The 18,893-nt window shown below is 66.3% G+C and carries 18 protein-coding genes; 6 read left to right on the forward strand and 12 right to left on the reverse strand.

Annotated elements, in window-relative coordinates; translation table 11 throughout:
• Window positions 1-79 precede the first annotated feature (79 nt).
• From ACWPOC_RS09790 to mhpA, 6 genes are all read right to left on the reverse strand, one after another.
• Entirely contained in the window at window positions 80-2,506 is a 2,427-nt protein-coding gene (locus ACWPOC_RS09790) for a tetratricopeptide repeat protein (RefSeq protein ID WP_455408521.1), read from the reverse strand.
• 117 nt (window positions 2,507-2,623) lie between these two features.
• Window positions 2,624-3,397 carry a CHAP domain-containing protein gene (locus ACWPOC_RS09795; RefSeq protein WP_455408522.1) on the reverse strand — a complete coding sequence of 258 codons (774 nt, stop codon included), beginning with the start codon at window positions 3,395-3,397 and terminating at the stop codon, window positions 2,624-2,626.
• A 545-nt stretch (window positions 3,398-3,942) separates the two neighbouring features.
• Entirely contained in the window at window positions 3,943-4,233 is a 291-nt protein-coding gene (locus ACWPOC_RS09800; protein WP_252173162.1) for a hypothetical protein, read from the reverse strand.
• 413 nt (window positions 4,234-4,646) lie between these two features.
• Complete coding sequence (locus ACWPOC_RS09805) at window positions 4,647-5,552, reverse strand: dioxygenase family protein (protein ID WP_455408523.1); 906 nt, start codon at window positions 5,550-5,552, stop codon at window positions 4,647-4,649.
• 14 nt (window positions 5,553-5,566) lie between these two features.
• Complete coding sequence (locus ACWPOC_RS09810; protein WP_455408524.1) at window positions 5,567-6,631, reverse strand: maleylacetate reductase; 1,065 nt, start codon at window positions 6,629-6,631, stop codon at window positions 5,567-5,569.
• Between the two features lie 14 nt (window positions 6,632-6,645).
• Window positions 6,646-8,265: a bifunctional 3-(3-hydroxy-phenyl)propionate/3-hydroxycinnamic acid hydroxylase MhpA gene (gene mhpA, locus ACWPOC_RS09815; protein WP_455408525.1), complete on the reverse strand. Its 1,620-nt coding sequence runs from the start codon at window positions 8,263-8,265 to the stop codon at window positions 6,646-6,648.
• 130 nt (window positions 8,266-8,395) lie between these two features.
• Here mhpA and ACWPOC_RS09820 point away from each other — a divergent pair, with 130 nt between their 5' ends.
• On the forward strand, window positions 8,396-9,040 hold the full coding sequence (locus ACWPOC_RS09820) for a TetR/AcrR family transcriptional regulator (protein ID WP_455408526.1): 645 nt from the start codon (window positions 8,396-8,398) through the stop codon (window positions 9,038-9,040).
• A 10-nt stretch (window positions 9,041-9,050) separates the two neighbouring features.
• Here ACWPOC_RS09820 and ACWPOC_RS09825 read toward each other — a convergent pair whose 3' ends face one another.
• Window positions 9,051-9,581 (reverse strand): nuclear transport factor 2 family protein, encoded by a 531-nt coding sequence (locus tag ACWPOC_RS09825; RefSeq protein ID WP_455408527.1) that lies wholly within the window; start codon window positions 9,579-9,581, stop codon window positions 9,051-9,053.
• 286 nt (window positions 9,582-9,867) lie between these two features.
• Here ACWPOC_RS09825 and ACWPOC_RS09830 point away from each other — a divergent pair, with 286 nt between their 5' ends.
• From ACWPOC_RS09830 to ACWPOC_RS09845, 4 genes are all read left to right on the forward strand, one after another.
• Entirely contained in the window at window positions 9,868-11,040 is a 1,173-nt protein-coding gene (locus ACWPOC_RS09830; RefSeq protein ID WP_159417557.1) for an acyl-CoA dehydrogenase family protein, read from the forward strand.
• 29 nt (window positions 11,041-11,069) lie between these two features.
• Window positions 11,070-11,981 carry a biphenyl-2,3-diol 1,2-dioxygenase gene (gene bphC / locus ACWPOC_RS09835; protein WP_120280296.1) on the forward strand — a complete coding sequence of 304 codons (912 nt, stop codon included), beginning with the start codon at window positions 11,070-11,072 and terminating at the stop codon, window positions 11,979-11,981.
• A gap of 159 nt (window positions 11,982-12,140) precedes the next feature.
• Entirely contained in the window at window positions 12,141-12,806 is a 666-nt protein-coding gene (locus ACWPOC_RS09840; protein ID WP_237451096.1) for a helix-turn-helix domain-containing protein, read from the forward strand.
• Window positions 12,807-12,876: 70 nt separating this feature from the next.
• Window positions 12,877-13,659 (forward strand): IclR family transcriptional regulator, encoded by a 783-nt coding sequence (locus tag ACWPOC_RS09845; RefSeq protein WP_088897946.1) that lies wholly within the window; start codon window positions 12,877-12,879, stop codon window positions 13,657-13,659.
• Here the strand turns inward: ACWPOC_RS09845 and ACWPOC_RS09850 are convergent.
• Window positions 13,641-14,429, reverse strand: a complete 789-nt coding sequence (locus tag ACWPOC_RS09850; RefSeq protein WP_088897945.1) for an SDR family NAD(P)-dependent oxidoreductase — start codon at window positions 14,427-14,429, stop codon at window positions 13,641-13,643. The genes ACWPOC_RS09845 and ACWPOC_RS09850 overlap by 19 nt on opposite strands.
• 108 nt (window positions 14,430-14,537) lie before the next feature.
• Between ACWPOC_RS09850 and ACWPOC_RS09855 the strand changes: the two genes are divergently transcribed.
• A complete protein-coding gene (locus ACWPOC_RS09855) occupies window positions 14,538-15,125 on the forward strand; it encodes a TetR/AcrR family transcriptional regulator (protein ID WP_088897944.1) in 588 nt (195 codons plus the stop codon).
• Between the two features lie 36 nt (window positions 15,126-15,161).
• On the opposite strand, the gene ACWPOC_RS09860 is transcribed toward ACWPOC_RS09855, so the two are convergent.
• The 4 genes from ACWPOC_RS09860 to ACWPOC_RS09875 form a co-directional block, all read right to left on the reverse strand.
• Window positions 15,162-16,298 carry a Rieske 2Fe-2S domain-containing protein gene (locus ACWPOC_RS09860; protein ID WP_088897943.1) on the reverse strand — a complete coding sequence of 379 codons (1,137 nt, stop codon included), beginning with the start codon at window positions 16,296-16,298 and terminating at the stop codon, window positions 15,162-15,164.
• 40 nt (window positions 16,299-16,338) lie between these two features.
• Window positions 16,339-16,617 (reverse strand): hypothetical protein, encoded by a 279-nt coding sequence (locus ACWPOC_RS09865; protein WP_088897942.1) that lies wholly within the window; start codon window positions 16,615-16,617, stop codon window positions 16,339-16,341.
• A 115-nt stretch (window positions 16,618-16,732) separates the two neighbouring features.
• A complete protein-coding gene (locus ACWPOC_RS09870; RefSeq protein ID WP_455408528.1) occupies window positions 16,733-18,139 on the reverse strand; it encodes a sensor histidine kinase in 1,407 nt (468 codons plus the stop codon).
• Window positions 18,136-18,843, reverse strand: coding sequence for a response regulator transcription factor (locus ACWPOC_RS09875; RefSeq protein WP_016694841.1), 708 nt, complete (start codon window positions 18,841-18,843; stop codon window positions 18,136-18,138). Before ACWPOC_RS09875 ends, ACWPOC_RS09870 begins: the two co-directional genes overlap by 4 nt.
• Window positions 18,844-18,893 lie beyond the last annotated feature (50 nt).

An 18,893-nucleotide genomic window follows, 5' to 3' on the forward strand; every position in this document is an offset into this window, starting at 1 on the left:
CCTTTCGCGATGTACTACGGCACATCAGTCGGCGGTGCCTCCGATGTGCCCTTACATCACAGAAACCGAACCCCGACGGTTATCTCACGGCGACAACTCCGTCACGACGCACAGCTCCGTACGCGGATTCAGCGGCATCCAACTGGGGACCGAGTGCAATGTGACCGTCGGGCATTCGTAACCTCGGCGGAGGAAGTAGCGGCAAACGTGGATCGATGAGGGCTGCCGAGCCGGCAGGTGACAGTATGCGCGCAGGCCCTGAATCTGCATCCGGACCTCGGGAACCCTCCGAGCCGTCGATGGGCCGTATCCCCTCGACAATGCTTGCGTCGAGCACCGCGCGAGTCATACCGGCGATTCCGGTCTCGGCGTCCGAATTGCTATCCCTATCCAGATCGCGTTCCGACGAGTGGATTCCGGAGTTCACGATCGACTCCACAAGGTCCGCCAACAACGCGGTATTTCCCGCCTCGGTCGCCCACTCGAAGACGGCCGCCATGAACACACGCGTCGTCTCCGCCCACCCGGCTCGGTCGCGGGCGGACGCGAACGAGAACCTCTGCGCGTCGATGAACAGAAGTGGCGGTAGGCCCCGCTCGAGTGCTCGAGCGTAGTCCGGCGAACCGGTTCCTCGCGATTGTTCCAACTCCGCTGCGGCTACCAGGAAGTCGCACCGGGCCACCTGGGGAAGTGCGTCCTGGACGGCGAACATCCTGCGCGCGGACCGAAGGTAGTGAAGAGCCTCGTCATATCTTCTCGACGAGACCGCGAGCATGCCCTGGTTGGTTGTCGAGATGGCGTTCTGCCATGCGAATTCCGGACGATCGCCGTATACCGCCTGGGCCGCAGCGAACTCGGCCTCTGCCTCTGCGTACCGGCCGGTGAGTATGTAGACCGCCGCAAGGTTCTGGAGGCACTGAGCCGCGCCCTCGTCGTACATTTCTGCCAGTGCCGTCGCCGCTCTACGCAACTGCGTCTCTGCCCGGGGGTAGTCCTTCATGCCGAAATAGATGCAGCCGAGGTTCGCATCGCAGATCGAGACCTGATGAGCGATGCCCGCAGTCTCACAGATTGCACGCGCCGCGAGGGTCGCTGTTTCGGCGGCAGCCCACTGCTGCAGCATCATGTAGACGACAGCGCGATGGGAGTCGAGAACTCCCATCTGGTACCTGTAGGTGTCGCCGTAGGTCGCATATATCGAGTGCGCCTCGTCGAACAATTCTGCAGCGCGCGCATAACCACCGGTGCGGTACTGCCCGATCCCCAGAGACTGCAGCACTGCGGCCCGCTTCACCACGGGCCCGGACTCGCGGTAGTACCGATCGGCCACGTCGAGTTCTCGTTGTGCTTCGACGTACTCTCCGGCGAGCGTGTGCGTAGCACCGAGTTCACTGCGGCAATCTGCGACGAACTCCCCCGAATCCTCGGCGGTCTGCCCGATGCGGATCGCAGCACGAAATGCGTCCACCGCCTGCCCGAATCGCCCTCTCGCGCGATGGAGCGCGCCGACGAGTCGGTGATACACCGGCATGGCGTCGACATGACCCTCTTTGTCGAAGACACGACTAGCCGACTCGAGAAGAGTTTCGGCCGTATCGAGCCGCCCCGCATCCAGGAGCGTGCCGGCCCGATAGACGTCGCATTCTGCGACCTCGAGGGCGAGGTCGTTCGTTGCGAAATAGTCGCGTGCTGCTCTGTACAGCGTGTCGGCTCGGTCGAACTCTCCGAGATCACCGAGGTGTCGTGCGCGCTCGACGTCGAATGCCGCCGCCAGTTCGTCGTCGCCGACAACGCGCAGGGCACTCGCGGTCGTCTCCAGGGACAGGAGGATTGCAGGTACATCCTCGCGAACGCGATGGAGATGCAGCAGATCGATCTCGCATCCGACGACGGACTCATGATCGCCGAGACCCGCAAACTCCTGCCTGGCAGTTCGCAGCGCAGCCTCCGCATCCCACGTCCGCCCGAGTGCGAGAAGCGCTGCTGCCGAATCGACTCGGCACACCGCGGCACGACCGCTCTCTTCGAGACTCTCGAACAGTCGAACTGCCTCCTGAAGTACCTCGGCGGCTTCGGCATCGCGGTCGCTTCGGCACCACGCGACTCCGAGCATGTTCAGGCACAAGGCGACGTCCGCAACATCCACGAGATGCCATCGCGCCTCGTCGAGCAGTCGCGCGGATTCCTCCACGTCACCGCTTGCGAGAAGAAGACGTCCGGCTTCCATGCTGCAGATCGCGAACTGTTCGAGGTTCCTGCAGTCCCTGTACAGCTCTACGGCAGCGCGGAAGGCTTGCAGGGCATCGTTGTCGCGACCGGCCTCCTCGTACGCCTCGGCCAGCACTGCCGTGCACAGCGCCACTGCTTCCGGATCCCCGCCCCTGCACTCCTCGAGCGCGTCGCGCAACAGCCCGATCCCGCGCTGCACGTCACCCTCGTCGAGCATCTCCAGGGCTAGATGGAACGGCGCAGGAAGAGACAGAGCGGCCTCATCGGAAGACGTCACGATACCTCCAAGGAAAATCCCGGAATCGTTCTCCGAGTGCGCAACATGATTCCACGATTGCCGAAGAACTGCACCGGCAGGTCCATCCCCTCGAAATGGGCCCGCCGGTGCTTCTCCCTACGGAAGCAAGATGAAGGACATTCCCGGAATATCCTTGACCGTCCGCGTGTTCCACTGGCCGACCCTGCCGCCGTAGTTCATCTCCGTGATCGTCACGTAGACACCGTCGGCACGGTGTTCGACGCGGTCAACCCACGCGACGTGCCCGTACGTACGATCGGCGTAGTGGACGCCCGGCTGGAACACCACGATCGATCGGGGCTGGGCATCGGCGACGACCGTCCAACCGGTCGCCCTCGCCGATGCCGCCCAGTCCTTCGCGTTACCCGACAATGCCGGGTAATGACGATTGCCCGAGGCGACGAACCACTTGTGGTAGGCACCCCACGTGCATTGACCCGAGACACCCGTGTTGGTGCCGCGGGTCTGCCCCGTCGCACGACCCGCTGTAGCCGGAGCTGCGCTCGAGCACGCCGGCACCACCGGGTTGTTGGAGCCGGTTTCGAGCATCGCGTCCGTGACGTACCCGCCGCCGTCGAGCTTGTTCCAGATGTTCGTGGTGACCCCGAAGGGGCCACCGCTGAAGCTCCGACCACGCACGTGGCACACGATCGTGACACGGGTCTTGTTGGGAATGGTGCGGATGATCCGGGTGTTCGTCCCGGCGCCCTCACGGACGTTGATGGGACCGGCACCCGTGGTGACCGTGACCGTCCTGGGGTTGGCATCGGCGGGCGGGGCGAGAGCGATGCCGGCCGAGAAGACCGCTCCCATGATGACCGGCGCCGCGAGGGCGCGCATCCACATCGTGCGGTGAGAAGTAGCGTTCATGGCGAAGAACCTTTCGGTCCGAAGGACCACCGACTTGCGGTGGCTTACGCCTCGGAAACCGAACCCCGAAGATTCGTACTGTCGTACATTCGACCGATACACACCGAGGACACTTCCGGCCTACCGTCACCACGGGCCGAAGTTACTTCGAGACAAAGGATTCGACTATGCCGTACGAACCACGCTGCCGGGATTGCCAGGCCGGACGGTGCTCGACCTGCAAAGGTGAGGGGAAGATCTGGGGCGCGTTCGGGAATTGCACCTCGTGCCGAGGACAGGGCGGTAGGCCCTGCGCTCGCCACCGTTGATCTGCACTCCTGCACAGCCGGCGTTCCTCGGGACCACGATGAATATCGTGGTCCCGAGGAACGCTCGTGTTGATCCTGGCCGGATACTCCGACATGACGAATGATCGCACCTGCACGAAGGGTCATCCCGCCGATCTGGGAAGGCCGACAGGATGACCCAGGAACTCCGTACAGCTCCGAAGCTCACCGATCAGGTCGGATCGGTGAGCTTCGGAATTACCGCAGGCATGCGGTCGATCAGCCGAAACCGTTCTCACGAGCCAAGGCAGCTGCGTAGGCTTCTGCATCCTGGCGAGCCCGGTCTCGCGTCATCACATGATCCGGGCACCTGCACAGGTCAGGATTCCGGAACTTGGGGAGAAAGAGCAGGATCGGCCACACGAACGAGATCGGAAACACGCTGCTGAAGATCGCGTCCGCTCCGCCGTTGATGACCTTCTTGTACACGCCGTGGCGGCGCTGCCAGTACCACTTGCCGACGGCCATTCCGACCATGACGTAGATCGCGACTCCGATGAAGAGTTCCACGTTCTTCAGTCCTTTCAGTGTACGAGCGTCCGAACCAACTTCGAACCGGACGATGAACGACACGGAAATGTTTGCACGAGAAGTGCATTGCAATCTGTCCTGCGTCCGGACGACACGAGGTTCGTACACATTCCGGCACGAGCAGAAGTGCATCCGCGACCCGCGGGGTATATCTGCGCACCGATGTCCCGCCAGTCGATGGACCTCACGACTGGCGCTCTGAAGGATCTCACTGGGAATGCGGTGAGGACGTTCCAGGTTCGCAGCGCACGACCGACGACTGTGGCCACACCTACGTCGCAGACATCCTTCCGTACGGAAGCGGCTGACCGGCGAAAGTTGACGCGCTGAAACGGGATTCGCCCAGCCTGTTGCAGGGGCGAATCTCGTTTCACCGCGTCAACCTGTGGGGGTCAGACGCCCTCGGGCGCGAGCACGATGTCGAACCGGGCCTTCGCCCAGGATCGGTCCCCCAGATCGCGTCCGTCCGGCGTCGGCGTGCCCGGCGCCTGCTGCGCGAATTCCTTGACGAGCGAGTCCTTCACGCCGAAAACGCTGTCGCCGATCTCGAGCTGCGGGTCGCCGTCGACGAAGATGTGGGTGACCAGGGTCCGCAGCTCATCGGCGCTGACCATGAAGTGCAGGTGCGCGGCACGCATGGGTAGGCGGCCGGTGGCCTCGAGCATCTTCCCTACCGGACCGTCGTGGGGGATCGGATACGGGACGGGCGTCAGTGCCCAGAATCGGTAGGCACCCTGGTCGTCGGTGAACAGATGCGCGCGACCCGCAATACGCCCGTCGGTGTACTGCACGTCGTAGAAGCCGTCCTCGTCGCACTCCCACACCTCGATGCGGGCGTTCGGCACCGGGTTGCCGTCGGTGTCGGTGACGGTGCCCTCGATCCAGCACGGCTGGCCCGCAGCGCCGCCGGCCATATCGCCGCCGAGCGGGATCTCGGGTGCGTCCTCGACGAAGAACGGACCGAAGACGGTCGCGTCCGTCGCTCCCTTGTACGCCTGGTTGTTCACCGCGATGGTCTGCATCGACGCGCCGAGAACGTCGGAGAGCAGGACGAATTCCTGACGCTTGTCGTCGGTGATGTGTCCGACGGCGGTGAGGAATTCGATGGCCTTGTTCCATTCGGTCTCGGTCAGACGCACGTCGCGGATGAAGGCGTGCAGGTGCGTCGTCAGCGACTGCATGATCTGCTTCAGCCGCGGGTCGGGGGTGTTGTCGAAGGACGCCAGCACCCGGCCGATCAGTTCTTCCTCGAGCGCCTGCTGGGCGGGGGTGGTGCGGGTAGCGGGTTCGGCGGTCATGACCGGTGTCCTTTCTACGACGGGAGGTTGTCGCCGGAGTGCGCTCTGCGGAGCAGGTCGCGCAGGTCGTCGGCGGAGACGGAGCGGGGATTCGACGGGGGTACGACGGGCAGGATCAGTTCGACCGCTTCGTCGATGTCGGCTTCGTCGAAGCCGTAATCCTTCAGTGCGCGCGGAGCGTTCAGCTCGGCGCGCAGCGCGTTCAGGCCCGCGACGGCGGTGTCGGCACCGAAGGCCGCGGCCATCCGGCGTTCGGCGTCGAGCGCAGCCGGTGCGTTGAACGCCAGCACGTAGGGCAGCACCGTGGCGTGGGTCTGGGCGTGCGGCAGGTCGTAGGCGCCGCCGAGAACATGACAGATCTTGTGGTGCAGGCCCGAGCCGGCGGAAGCGAATGCCACTGCCGAAAGGTAGGCGCCGTAGAGGGCCTGCTCGCGCCCGTCGAGATTCGAAGGATCGGCTTGGATCGCCGGCAGGCCTCCGGTGAGCGCCCGGATGCCTTCGGCGCCGAGGGCACGGTTGATCGGGTCGGCGCGCGGCGCCCACATGGAATCGACGCAGTGTGCGATGGCATTGAGGCCCGACGCCACCGACAATTCCGCCGGCAGCGACAGGGTCAGCTGCGCGTCGTAGACGACGCTGACGGGCAGCACCGCTGCATCCACACCGGTGGTCTTGCGCGACGCCTCGGTCAGACCCCACACGTCCGTCGCCTCGGATCCGGCGTAGGTGGTGGGCACCGCGACGATCGGGATACCTGACGTGAGCGCGACGGCCTTGGCGAGTCCGGTGGTCGAACCACCTCCGACACTCACGAGCAGATCGATTCCGTGCATTGTTGCGACGGCCCGGGCAGCCTCCGCACGTTCGATCGGCACGTGCGGGGCGACACCGTCGTGGAAGACGGCGACGTCGATGTCGCGGCACACCTGCTGCGCCACGGCCTTTTCGGCGGGTGAGGCCACGACCATCACGCGGGTCGCGCCGAGGCGGGACACTTCACCGGCAACATTCTCTGCCGACCGTCCCGCCCCGAACAACACGCGTTGGCCGAGGGTGACGTGGTGGAAATCCATAGCCATGGTCGATCTTCCTTTCACGCGACCGGAGCGGTCGCGTCGACGGTCAGGTGGAGGCCGGCGAGAATCGTGTCGAGCGACGTCTGCAGCCCGGCAGCGTCCGACGCGGTGGCCGCGACATAGAAGTCGGGGCGCAGGATCACGAACTCCGCTCCGATCTCGTCCAGCCATGCGTTGTACGTTCCGTCCACGTCCGTCACGTCGCCCTCCGCTTCTCCGATACGCACGCAGCGACCGTCGAGAGCGGCCCACCGCTGCGTCTGTTCGTCGCTCAGCAGGTCCGCCGGCGATGCGCCACGGCCCAGGATGATCCATCCGCGCCCGACCACGTCGTCGAACCGTCCGGCGCGGCCCTTCGTCTTCACGATGCCCTGCACCGACAGTTCTCCTGCGTGCGCGGTGCCGGCATGCCAGATGCCCGGGCCCAGGGAGGCGATGTCCGTGTCGACCGGGACGCCGTCGGACGATGCGGCCTCCGCGATCATGCGGCGATCTCGCTCGGCCGCTTCTTCTGCGCCGGCGATGCAGATGACCTGGCCGAGACGCATCGAGAAGTCGATGTAGTGGCGCACGTGGCCTTTGCGTTCGGTGCCGTACGAGTCGAGGACGGCGTCGCCAGCCCGCCCCGACAGCACCAGGTCGAGGCGCCACGCCAGGGCGACGGAATCGCGCAGGCCGGCACACATGCCCTCACCTGCGAAGGGCGGCATCAGATGCGCGGCGTCACCTGCAATCAAACCCCTTCCGCGACGCCATGTTTCGGCCCATCGCGCCTGGAAGCGGTAGACCGCGGAGCGTTCGAGCTCCGCATTGCCCGGATCGACGCCCCACGGCTCGAGCAACCGCCAGGCGGATTCCTCCGATGCGAGTTCGGTCGGGTCCTCGCCGGGCAGCACCATGTACTCCCAGCGACGACGGCCCGGACCGCCCGGGACGATGGTCGTCGGTCGCGCCGGGTCGCACAGCTGCCAATGGGTGGGACCGAGGTCGGGCAGGTCCCCCTTCGGGATCATGTCGAGGATCAGCCAGTCGAAGAAGAATCCGTGGTCGGTGAAGTCCAGGCCGAGCGCGTCGCGAACGAAGCTGTTGGCACCGTCGGCACCCACGACGTACTGGGCGCGGATCCGTTCCTGTGTGGAGCTGCCGGCCACGTCCGTCACGATGCCGCTGACCGTGATGCCGTTCTCGTCTTCGTCGAGTCCTACAGCGGTCCAACCACGATGGATGGTCACGGTGGGAAGTTCGGCCGCGACCTCGCGCAGACGCTTCTCGAGCGCGGGCTGGGAGAACCAGTAGCGCGTACGCCACCCCGAGGCGGCAACGGACTTCCAGTCCACTTCGAGCAGGGTCTCCCCGGCGGCGTTGCGCCAGTAGTAGAGGTCGTCGTGGAACTCGATGGCCGGATCGTCGTCCGAATCGATGCCGAGAACGGCGAGAATGCGCGCGATCTCGTGGTCGAACGTCACGGCGCGCGGCTGGTCGTAGGGGGTGGGCCACTTGTCGACGACTGTGACGCGGTGCCCCTGCCGGCCGAGGAGGACCGCCAGGAGGGTGCCGACCGGTCCGCATCCGACGACGGCGACATCGGTGTCGAACTGCCGGACGCCGTCAGCGGGGAGATTGTGGATGTTCTTCATGGCGATGCGCCTTTCGGGGTGATCTGCGTCATACCGACCGACACCATGGTGACACGGAACTCAATATTGAGCAATCCCTCAGTTTTGATTACATGCTCAGACGTCCGTTCGGATGACGTACGGTACGGACGTGCCCGACCTGTCGAACGAAGCCGCAACGCCTGCCGCGTCGCGCCACCAGCGCCGACGCGAGAAGACCCGCGCGCGCCTCATCGAGGCCGCACGCACACTGGTCGCCGAACGAGGTGTGGACGCGGTAGGACTGTCCGACATCACCGAAGCCGCCGACCTCGGTGTCGGCACGTTCTACAACTACTTCGCGTCCCGCGACGAGATCGTCGAAGCCGTCGCCGAAGAATCCATCGAATCCCTCGGCTCCCGAATGGATTCGATGACGGAGGACATGCCGGATACGGCAGAGAGGTTCGCGTCGTCGCTGCGGCACCTCGTGCGGCACGCGATGAGCGACCCACTGTGGGGATGGTTCGTCGTCCGGCTCGGAATCGCGCACCCGAAACTCATCGGCATCCTCGGCCCGCGCGCCGCCCGCGACCTGCGCTACGGCGTCGACGCCGGACGTTTCACCATCACCGATATCGACATCGCGACCGCGTGTGTGTTCGGTTCTCTGCTGTCGACGCTGCACCACGTGGTGTCGGCACAGACCCCCGACAACATCGACGAGATCTACGCGCGGGCGATGCTGTGCATGGTCGGGATGGATCCCGCCGAAGCCGAGGAAGTGGCGACGCGCCCTCTACCGGAACTGCCCTGACGGGCGTTGTTCAGAGTCCCTTCAGGAAACTGAAGAAGCCCGGCGTGTGCACCTCACGCAGGCGGGTGAGCTTGCGGTAGGAGATCAACCAGACACCGTCGACCTTGCGGTATTCCTCGTGGTAGTGACCCCACCCGTGCAGCGACTCCTCGACGCCGTCGTTGTCCCACCACAGCTGGTCCTCCATCGCCCAGATGCCGCGGGCCGTGGTGGCGGATTCGAGGACGATCTCCGGGCAGTGGCCGTGGTGCGCCGAGGTGATCGACACGGGCCCGTCGAGGAAGTTGCTGATGGCGCGGGTGAGCGCCTCGCGACCCACCACGCGACCGGCCTCTTCACCGGTGCGGGGCTGCTTGTCGCTGGGGAGTCCGCCCCACGTCTCGCTCACCACGTCCTCGGTGTGCAGAGTCGGGTACAGCTCCCACTGCTTGGTGTCCATCACCCGCAGCCGAGCTGCGAAGACCTGCTGGATCTCGTGGATGGCGAGAAGCTGTTCGGCCGCAGACAGATCACTGATCGGGCGGGCCGTGGTCTCGGTCATGGCGATCCTTCCGGAGCAGGCGGTCACCGGCCTGTCTACCGGCCCTCGGACGCAATCTCCTGCAACGTCCCGCTGATCGGAACAACAGTCGGTCCGTCGAAGGGGGCGGACCCCATCCGTGTTGCCCGGATGTCCCGTTCAACGGAAACATCGGTGCGCGATCACATCACGGGCTGGGACTGTTCGATACGCCACACCTGCACAGCGCAGGTCGCTCCGTTACGCGGAGCACCCCCTCCCACACAGTCCCGGCTCACAGCAGCCGATCCCAGGAAGAGTCACCGTCATGGGTCAGGTATTGGACAGGATCATGCAGCACGCGGACGAGATCCGCGCCGAGGGTGTCGAGGGCGACAAGCTCATGCGCCTCACCGACACCACCGCGAAGCGCCTGCGTGACTCCGGCATCATCCGCACCTTCCAGCCGAAAGAGTACGGCGGTTTCGAAGGCCACCCGCGTGAGGCGGCCGAGACCATCATGGCGCTCGGTGCACTCGACGGCGCGACGGGCTGGGTCGCCGGCATCGTCGGCGTTCATCCGTGGGAGCTCGCCTTCTTCGACCCCAAGGCCCAGGAGGAGATCTGGGGCGAGGACAACGACATGTGGATGGCCTCGCCGTACGCACCGATGGGTGTCGCGGTGCCCGTCGACGGCGGATACATCCTCAACGGCCGCTGGTCGTTCTCGTCCGGCACCGACCACTGCGGCTGGATCATGATCGGCGCCGCAGTCGGCGACAAGGACGGCAACCGTACCGGCAAGGTGCTGCACGTCGTGCTCCCCCGCTCCGATTACGAGATCGACCAGGACAGCTGGAACGTCATCGGCCTGCGCGGCACGGGTTCGAAGGACCTGATCATCAAGGACGCCTTCATCCCCGAGCACCGCACGATCGACGCCGACATCGTGCTCAGCGGCAACGGCTGGCGCCACGCGGGTCGCGACGAGACGCTGTACAAGTTCCCGTTCTCGTACATCTTCCCGCTGGGCATCACCTCGTCGCTGATCGGCATGACCGAGGGCGCACTGGCCTGCTACATCGCAGCGCAGAAGGAGCGCGTCCAGGTCACCGGTGTCCCCATCAAGGAGGACCCGTACGTCCTGTACGCCATCAGCGAGGCCGCTTCCGAGATCTCCGCGTCGCGACTCGCGCTGCTCGAGACCGTCGACCGCTTCTGGGACAAGACGGACCGCGGTGAGGAGATCAGCTTCGAGGAGCGCGCCATCGGACGTCGCACCCAGATCTCGGCCGCGTGGCGCGCCGTGCGGGCGATGGACGAGATCTTCGCGCGTGCCGGCGGTGCAGCGGTGCACCTGAAGACTCCGATGCAGCGTTTCTGGCGCGACGCACACGTCGGCCTGACGCACGCCATCCACGTGCCCGGCATGATCTACCACTCCGCAGCCCTGACGCAGCTCGGTGGCGACCCGCAGGGTCCCTACCGCGCGATGATCTGATTCCCCCCTTCACTTTCGAGGACGATGACATGACTGAACTGAGAGGTCTCGGCTACCTCCGCATCCAGACGCAGGACGTGCCGCGTTGGCGCGCCCTGCTCCTCGACGGGCTCGGCATGGCCGAGGGAACCGGCCCCGAGGCCGACGGCTTCTACGCCCGCATCGACGAGCGCCGCTCCCGCATCCAGGTGCTGCCCGGCGATTCCGACAAGGCCCTGGCCGTGGGCTGGGAGGTGCGTGACGAGTTCGCGCTCCAGCGAGTGCGCGAGGCCGTCGAGAAGTCGGGACGCACCGTCGAGGTGCTCTCGCACAAGGAAGCGACCTACATCGACGCCGAGGGCGCCATCGCGTTCGAGGATCCGGCCGGAACCCGCCTCGAAGTGTTCTTCGGGCCGGTTCTCGACCACAGCCCGGTGGTGACGCGGTTCGGCGGACGTTGGGTGACCGGCGGCCTCGGCCTGGGTCACGTCGTGCTGCCGACGGCGAACTTCGCCGAGACGTACGAGTTCTACACGCAGGTTCTCGGTTTCCTGCCGCGCGGCTCGATCCGTCTCGACGAGGACGGCCTCGTGCGGGTCCGCTTCCTCGGTATCAACGAACGCCACCACAGCCTCGCGCTGTGCCCGGCTCCGCCGAACGAGGAACCCGGCCTGGTGCACCTGATGACCGAGGTCGACACTCTCGACGCGGTCGGCCAGGCCCTCGATCGGGTGAACAAGCTCGACTTCTCGATCTCGTCGACGCTCGGCCGGCACACCAACGACAAGATGATCTCGTTCTACGTCCGCGCACCCGGCGGCTGGGATCTCGAGTTCGGTACCGAAGGCATGCTCGTCGACGAGCGTCACTACACGTCCGAGGAGATCACGGCGGATGCGTATTGGGGCCACGACCAGTCGGGATCCGAGCCGCTGAAGGCGTTCCTGCCTCCCATTGCCTGACATCCCACGGGCCTGTCCGACGAATGCACCGCGACTTCCGGTCGCGGTGCATTTTTCGTCGGTCTTGAAATTCGTTCTTCCGCAGAGCTCCGAGTGGCGCTACAGTCGTAGATACTCATTGATCGGTCGATCAATCAACGACACGCCACGGAGAAGACCATGTCCGAAGTCCTCCCCACCCCCTCGTCCGTCATGGACCGCGTCGGCCTCCTGCTCGAACCGTTCCGCGACACGGACGGACTGACCCTCACCGAACTGTGCCGACGAACGGGCTTCCCCCGCTCGTCGGCCCATCGCATGCTTCTCCAGCTCGTGCGGGTCGGATGGATGCGTCGCAGCGGCACCACCTATCACCTCGGCCCGAAGATCGTCGAGCTCGGCGCCCTCGCGCAGGCACACGACCGGATCCACAGCGCCGCCCTCCGCTCGATGTACGACCTTCACAGAGAGACCGGTCTCGCCGTCCACCTGACCGTTCTCGACGACGACCAGGTCGTCTACCTGGAGAAGGTGAGCGGCGCGCAGTTCACCGACACCACCTGGGCGGGCCAGCGGCGTCCCGCCGAGGACACCGTCGCCGGCCTGGCGCTGCTCGCCCGACGCGACGGGCACCATCCTGCGCTGAGCGGCCCCGACGGATACACGCTCGCCGGTGGTGTCGTGTACGGCGGTGAATGCTTCCGGCACGCCGTCGCCGCTTTCGCCGCAGGGGACGGGGAGATCGCCGCACTCTCACTTGCCGGCCCCGTCGAGGCGCTCGGCGAAGACGCGACCCGGCGGCTGCGTCGGGCAGCCGACCACCTGGAAGCGACCCTGACCGCGTGACACCACGCCCTGTCCACAGCCCCGTTGATCAATCGATCAACGGACGGTTCCGGCACATCGTGAGGATGCCATGACACACACCGACGACTTCTCCAACGCCTTCATCGCCCGCGTGGCCGGGCTCCTGGACGAGTTCCACACCGGCGATCGCCTCACCCTCTCCGAACTGTCGACGCGCACGGGCCTGCCCCGCTCGTCCACCCACCGGCTGCTCACCCAGCTCGCCGAGCACGGCTGGGTGAGCAAGCGCGGCAAGACCTACGCGCTCGGACGCACACCGCTCGAGTGGGGCGCGCTGGCGAGGAACCACGACCGCCTGCACCGAGCGGCCCATCCCGTCCTGCACGACCTGCATTCGGCGACAGGTCTCGTCGTACACCTGGCGGTTCTCGAAGGTGGCGATGTGCGCTACGTCGACAAGGTCGGCCGCGGACCTGTCGCACTCCCCTCCCGCATCGGCGGACGGCAGCCGGCGCATCGCACCGCACTCGGAAAGGCCCTTCTGGCCCACACCCGGATGCACGCCGCCTATCCTGCGACCGGATGCACGTACGCCACTGCTCCGAGGGCTGAGAATTTGCTCTCCCGCAACGAGATCGCACGTATCCGCGAACGCCACGTCGCGCACGAGTGCGGGGAATCGTTGCCGGGTATCGCATGCGTGGCGGCGCCGATCGGAAACGGGCAGATGTGCGTGGGAGCGCTGTCCGTGACCGGACCCGTCGACATCGTCGACACCGTCAGCCTGGCCACCCCGGTCCGGCTCGCGGCACGGGCCGTCTGGCGCTCCCTGTCCCCGGCCGATTCCCAGCCACACCTCGGCCGGCCGATGGCTCAGCGCACCAGCGCCTGACCTCCGTCCACCGGAAGCGAATGGCCCGTGATGTAGCGGGCCGCCTCGCTGCACAGGAAGACGACCGCGGGCCCGATATCGGTCTCGGGATCACCGAGTCGACCGAGCGGGATCGAACTCGCGTATGCGGCAGCTTCGTCCGGCTCGCGTTCCGCCCACTCCTGCATGGCCACCGAATCGGCGAGCGGAAGAATCGAATTGACGCGGATCCCGTCCGCCGCCCACTCACAGGCGGCGGTGCGGGTGAGAACCCGGATCGCTTCCTTCGCGGCGGCGTATCCACCCGTGCCCGAGGGGTTCCACCGGATACCGGCCGCCGATCCGAGATTGACGATCGAACCACCGCCGCGCAGGTGCGGGTGGCACGCCCGCATCATCCGCCAGGTGGCGGTCGGGCCGGACTCCATCCCGTCGCGGTACACGGCCTCGTCGAGTTCGAGCAGCGTTCCCGGAGCGGGTGATTGCGCGTTGTTCACCAGGATGTTCAGGCCACCGAACTCCTTCACCACGTCCGCGACGGTCGCCTCCACGGCCGCCGCGTCGGTCACGTCGCACACGTACGGCACCGCACGGCCGCCCCGAGCTTCGATCTCGACCGCGGTGGCACCGATCGTCTCCGCGGTGCGCCCCACGACGGCGACCGAGGCGCCGGCCGCGGCGAGCGCAAGTGCGATCCCTCGCCCGATGCCCTGGCCGGCGCCGGTCACGAGGGCGGTGCCACCCGCGAGGGGGGTGGTGGGAACGATCGGGTCCATGCGGGTCACGGCCATGCATACTCCTGAAGACGTCGGGACGGGACTCCATTGATCGGTTGATCAATGAATGTGGCAGAATACGGTCCGGAACAGGCCTCACCCAGGCCTTACGAGAGGACGACGGTGGACCCGCAGGAGCGTAAGAGACAGATACTCGACAGGTCGGCGGAGATCTTCGCCCGCAAGGGTGTCACCGCCACCACCATCCGCGAGATCGCCGATGCGGTCGGTGTCTACTCCGGAGCGCTCTACCACTACTTCCCGTCCAAGGAAGCGATCGTCACCGAGCTCATCCGCGAGTACATCACCGACCTCAACGAACGGTGCCGCGAGGTGCTCGCCCGGTCGCTACCGCCGGTCGAGCGACTCGAGGCCTTCACACAGATCGCGCTGGAAACCTCCGAGGACTATCACGGCGCGACCTCCATCTGGCGACGCGAGGGCGAGTACATGCGCGAGCGCGTCGTCGAGGCCGACATGGTCTCCTCTGCCGACGCCATGGAAGTCGCATGGCGCGAGGCCATCCGGGACGGCATCGCGGAAGGGGTCTTCCGCACCGACATCGATCCCGAAGCGTTCCGGGAACTGATCTACGACGCGGTCTGGCATGCCTCCCGCTGGTACCGGCCCGGACCGAACCGCACCCTCGCCGATCTCTCGCGCACCATCGTGTCGTTGTTCGTCGACGGCTTCCGCCGACGCGACACATGATCCGCCCCGCCGCGTACGGCGGGACGGATCATCGGATCACTCCGCCGAACCGCTGAGGTTCTCCTCGACCTCCTTGTGCCACGACTCGAGCGCACGGGAGGTGTCCACCTCGAACTCGAAACGCTGCGTCATGTCCGGCGTGACGTCCTCGAGGTCGACGTAGAACTGGTTGTACCAGCGACGCAGCTGGTAGACCGGGCCGTCCTCCTCCGTGAGGAGCGGATTCTCGATGCGGGACTTGTGCTTCCAGATCTCGATGTCCTGGGCGAACTGCTCCTCGAGACCGTCGGTGAACATCTTCGCCATCTCGGCGGCCTGCTCCTCGGACATGCCCTCGATCTTCTTGACGATCGTGCCGAACTGCAGCACGAACGAGTTGTTCGTGACCGGGTAGTGGCAGTTGATCAGCTTCGACTCGATGGTCGTGCCCTCGGAGACCGTGTAGATCGTATCGAGCATGAAGGACGGACCGTAGTAGAAGGCGTCCGAGATCGTCTGCGCCTCCGGCAGATCCATCTGCACACCGGTCTTGATGTCGTCGCGCCCGTAGGAGCGCATGTGCTGGCCGGCGATGTGCCCGTCGAAGACGTTCTTGAAGTACTCGGGCATCTGGAAGTGCACGTAGAAGAAGTGCGCCATATCGACGACGTTGTCGACGATCTCACGGCAGTGCGATCCCTCGACGTGGATGGTCGTCCACGTCCAGTCGCTCCACTGCCCGTCCTCGTAGCCCTCGATCTCGGGGATCGCGAGCTCGGGAGTGGGCTCACTACCCTGCGGGCAGTGCCAGACGAACAGAACGCCGTTGCGCTCCATCGTCGTCCACGCCTTGGTACGGCCGAGCTTCGGCGTGCGGCGCGCGTACGGCACCGCTTCGCAACGGCCCTGGCCGTTCCAGCGCCAGTCGTGGAACGGGCACGCGATGGTGTCGCCCTTGATCTCGCCGCGCGCGAGGTTGCCGCCCATGTGCCGGCAGAAGGCGTCGAGCACGTGCAGCTTTCCTGCCGTGTCGGCGAAGACCACCAGGTCGGTGCCGAACACCTTGACCTGATGCGGCTTTCCGTCACGGAAGTTCTTGGCGAGGCCGATGCAGTGCCATCCGCGCGCGAAGCGGGTGGGGTTGGTACCGGGATCGATGTTGCGGATCTCGATCCGCTCCTGGGGGACGGTCATGGTTTCTCCTGGGCTGGCAAGGGGTGAAGGCGAACGGCGGTCACCGGGCTGAGGTGACTGCCTCCGTGGAAGCGAGAGGAGCGATGGCGGGGTCGACTCGGTGGCCGGTCCGGATCACCCCGTCGGACACCGCCTCGTCCACCGTGCGGTCGAGTGCCTCACAGCGCATCACGTAGGCACCGGGACCGCACGCGGCGGCGGCCGCGATCTCGCGGCATGCCTGCCTGGCCTCGTCGGACCACTGGATACTGGTATGAGCGGGGCTGTACTTCGCGACGAGCACGCGAGCGTCACAGGTGTGACAGGCGAGCGACTGCATTGTTTCCGGTTCCCTTCCTCGGATGAGTCGAGAGTAGGAACCGCGATGTGGGCGGCGACACAGCTTTTCAGCCCAGCGGGACAATCGCTCTTCCACCGATCTCCCGGCGACTGCGTCAACGTGGGAGTAGGCGGGGGATGCGGACGCGGAAGGTCGAGCCGGCGCCCTTCTCCGACTCCACCTCCACCTTCCCGCCGTGCGCCGCGACCAGCGCTGCGACGATGGACAGACCCAGACCGCTCCCGCCTGATGCGCGGGTGCGGGAGGCGTCAGCGCGGTAGAAGCGTTCGAAGACGCGCTCGCGGTCGTCGGGGTCGAGGCCCGGGCCGGTGTCGGCGACTTCCAGAACAGCATCGGTGTCCGCGGTACCCACCCGAACGGTGACATCGGCGTCGGGTGGGGTGTGGGTCAGCGCGTTGGTGACGAGATTACTCAGCACCTGACGCAGACGGGCGTCGTCACCGAGAACCTCGGGAGTGCCTGGGCCGTCGATGATGTCGAGGGTGATGGCCCGTTCGGGTGCGACGGCACGCGCGTTGTGCACCGCGTCGGCGGCGACGGCGAGCAGGTCCACCGGGGAGCGGTCGAGCGGGCGTTGTTCGTCGAGTCGCGCGAGCATGAGCAGGTCTTCGACGAGCAGACCCATGCGGCGGGCCTCGCGTTCGATGCGTTCCATGAGCATGCCGGTGTCGGTGCTCGCGCCCTGCCGGTACAGCTCGGCGAAACCGCGGATGGTGGTGAGCGGGGTGCGGAGTTCGTGACCGGCGTCGGCGACGAAGCGACGCATCTTCTCCTCCGAGCGTCTCGCCGACTCCTCGGATGCCGCGGTCGCTGCGAATGCCGATTCGATCCTGCCCAGCATCGCGTTGAAGGTCACCGACAACCGGCCGATCTCGGTACGGGGATCGCCCTCGGGTACCCGCTCGCTGAGGTCGCCTTCGGCGATCGCTGCAGCGGTGCGCTCGACCTCGTCCAACGGACGCAGACTCATACGCACAACGACGCCGCCGGCCACCGCCAGCGCGACCAGCACGACGGCACCGATCACCGTCTGCAGCACGACGAGCCTGTCCACCGTCTCTTCGGTCTCGGCGAGGCTCATGCCGACCGTCGTCACGACACCCGACGCGTTCTCGGTGCTCATCACCCGCCAGTGCGGACCGTCGTCGCCCACGGCCCCGACGGTGACCGGCCTGCCCGTCGGGTCGTTCGCCACGTCGGGGGCGGTCGACTCGTCGTTGACGACGAACAGCACCCGGCCGTCGGCGTCGACGGCCTGCACGTAGAAGGGGCTCGGTGGTCGCCGGGAGTTGGGGGCGTCCAGCGGGGGCGCCGGTGGTGGTCGGTCGGGTCGCGCCCAGGTGCGTGCGGCCTCCTCGAGGTCGCGGTCGACACGCGAGAGCAGGGAGTTCTGCAGAGCCGACGTGACCGCGACACCCGACGCGAGCAGACCTATGCCGGCCAGGAGCACCAGGGCGGCCACCAGCGTCCAACGGAGTGGCAGCGCCCGTAGGCGGTTCATGTGCGGGGTTCCCGCATCACATAGCCGACGCCGCGCACGGTGTGGATGAGGGGGACGTCGCCGGTGTCGACCTTGCGTCGCAGATACGACACGTACGACTCGACCACCCCGACCTCACCGCCGAAGTCGTAGTTCCACACGTGTTCGAGGATGCGGGGCTTGCTCAGCACCGTCCCGGCGTTGAGCATCAAGTACCGCAGCAACGTGAACTCGGTGGGCGACAGCGACACGGGTTTGCCGGCCTTGAAGACCTCGTGGGTGTCCTCGTCGAGTTCGAGGTCGGCGAAGGTGATGCGCGAGCTGCGTTCGGCCTCGGACACCTTGCCGGCGCGACGCAGGATCGTGCGCAGCCGGGCGATGACCTCTTCGAGGCTGAACGGTTTGGTGACGTAGTCGTCGGCGCCGAGCGTCAGCCCCGCGACCTTGTCCTCCACGGCGTCCTTCGCGGTGAGGAACAGAACGGGCGCGTCGATGCCGTCGGCGCGCAGGCGACGCAGCATGCCCATGCCGTCCATCCCGGGCATCATCACGTCGAGGATCACCGCGTCGGGCCGGAAGCGACGCGCCTTGTCGAGTCCTTCGGCGCCGTTGCTCGCGGTCTCCACCTCGAAGCCCTGGAACTTCAGGCTCACGGACAGCAGTTCGACGATGCTGGGCTCGTCGTCGACGACGAGCACGCGCGCTTCGGGAATCCGGTCGGTCACGCATCGATTGTCGCGGGTGAGGCTGACGCCCCGCTCGAGGAAGCCTGGCA

It is taken from the genome of Rhodococcus sp. 5G237 (assembly GCF_053764735.1).

Bases quoted from the DNA above. Each gene is read 5' to 3' on its own strand.
- ACWPOC_RS09865 (WP_088897942.1), bottom strand. From the start codon at position 16,617: ATGCAGTCGCTCGCCTGTCACACCTGTGACGCTCGCGTGCTCGTCGCG.
- ACWPOC_RS09795 (WP_455408522.1), bottom strand. From the start codon at position 3,397: ATGAACGCTACTTCTCACCGCACGATGTGGATGCGCGCCCTCGCGGCG.
- ACWPOC_RS09870 (WP_455408528.1), bottom strand. From the start codon at position 18,139: ATGAACCGCCTACGGGCGCTGCCACTCCGTTGGACGCTGGTGGCCGCC.
- mhpA (WP_455408525.1), bottom strand. From the start codon at position 8,265: ATGAAGAACATCCACAATCTCCCCGCTGACGGCGTCCGGCAGTTCGAC.
- ACWPOC_RS09810 (WP_455408524.1), bottom strand. From the start codon at position 6,631: ATGGCTATGGATTTCCACCACGTCACCCTCGGCCAACGCGTGTTGTTC.
- ACWPOC_RS09840 (WP_237451096.1), top strand. From the start codon at position 12,141: ATGTCCGAAGTCCTCCCCACCCCCTCGTCCGTCATGGACCGCGTCGGC.
- ACWPOC_RS09805 (WP_455408523.1), bottom strand. From the start codon at position 5,552: ATGACCGCCGAACCCGCTACCCGCACCACCCCCGCCCAGCAGGCGCTC.
- ACWPOC_RS09825 (WP_455408527.1), bottom strand. From the start codon at position 9,581: ATGACCGAGACCACGGCCCGCCCGATCAGTGATCTGTCTGCGGCCGAA.
- ACWPOC_RS09845 (WP_088897946.1), top strand. From the start codon at position 12,877: ATGACACACACCGACGACTTCTCCAACGCCTTCATCGCCCGCGTGGCC.
- ACWPOC_RS09850 (WP_088897945.1), bottom strand. From the start codon at position 14,429: ATGGCCGTGACCCGCATGGACCCGATCGTTCCCACCACCCCCCTCGCG.
- bphC (WP_120280296.1), top strand. From the start codon at position 11,070: ATGACTGAACTGAGAGGTCTCGGCTACCTCCGCATCCAGACGCAGGAC.
- ACWPOC_RS09830 (WP_159417557.1), top strand. From the start codon at position 9,868: ATGGGTCAGGTATTGGACAGGATCATGCAGCACGCGGACGAGATCCGC.
- ACWPOC_RS09860 (WP_088897943.1), bottom strand. From the start codon at position 16,298: ATGACCGTCCCCCAGGAGCGGATCGAGATCCGCAACATCGATCCCGGT.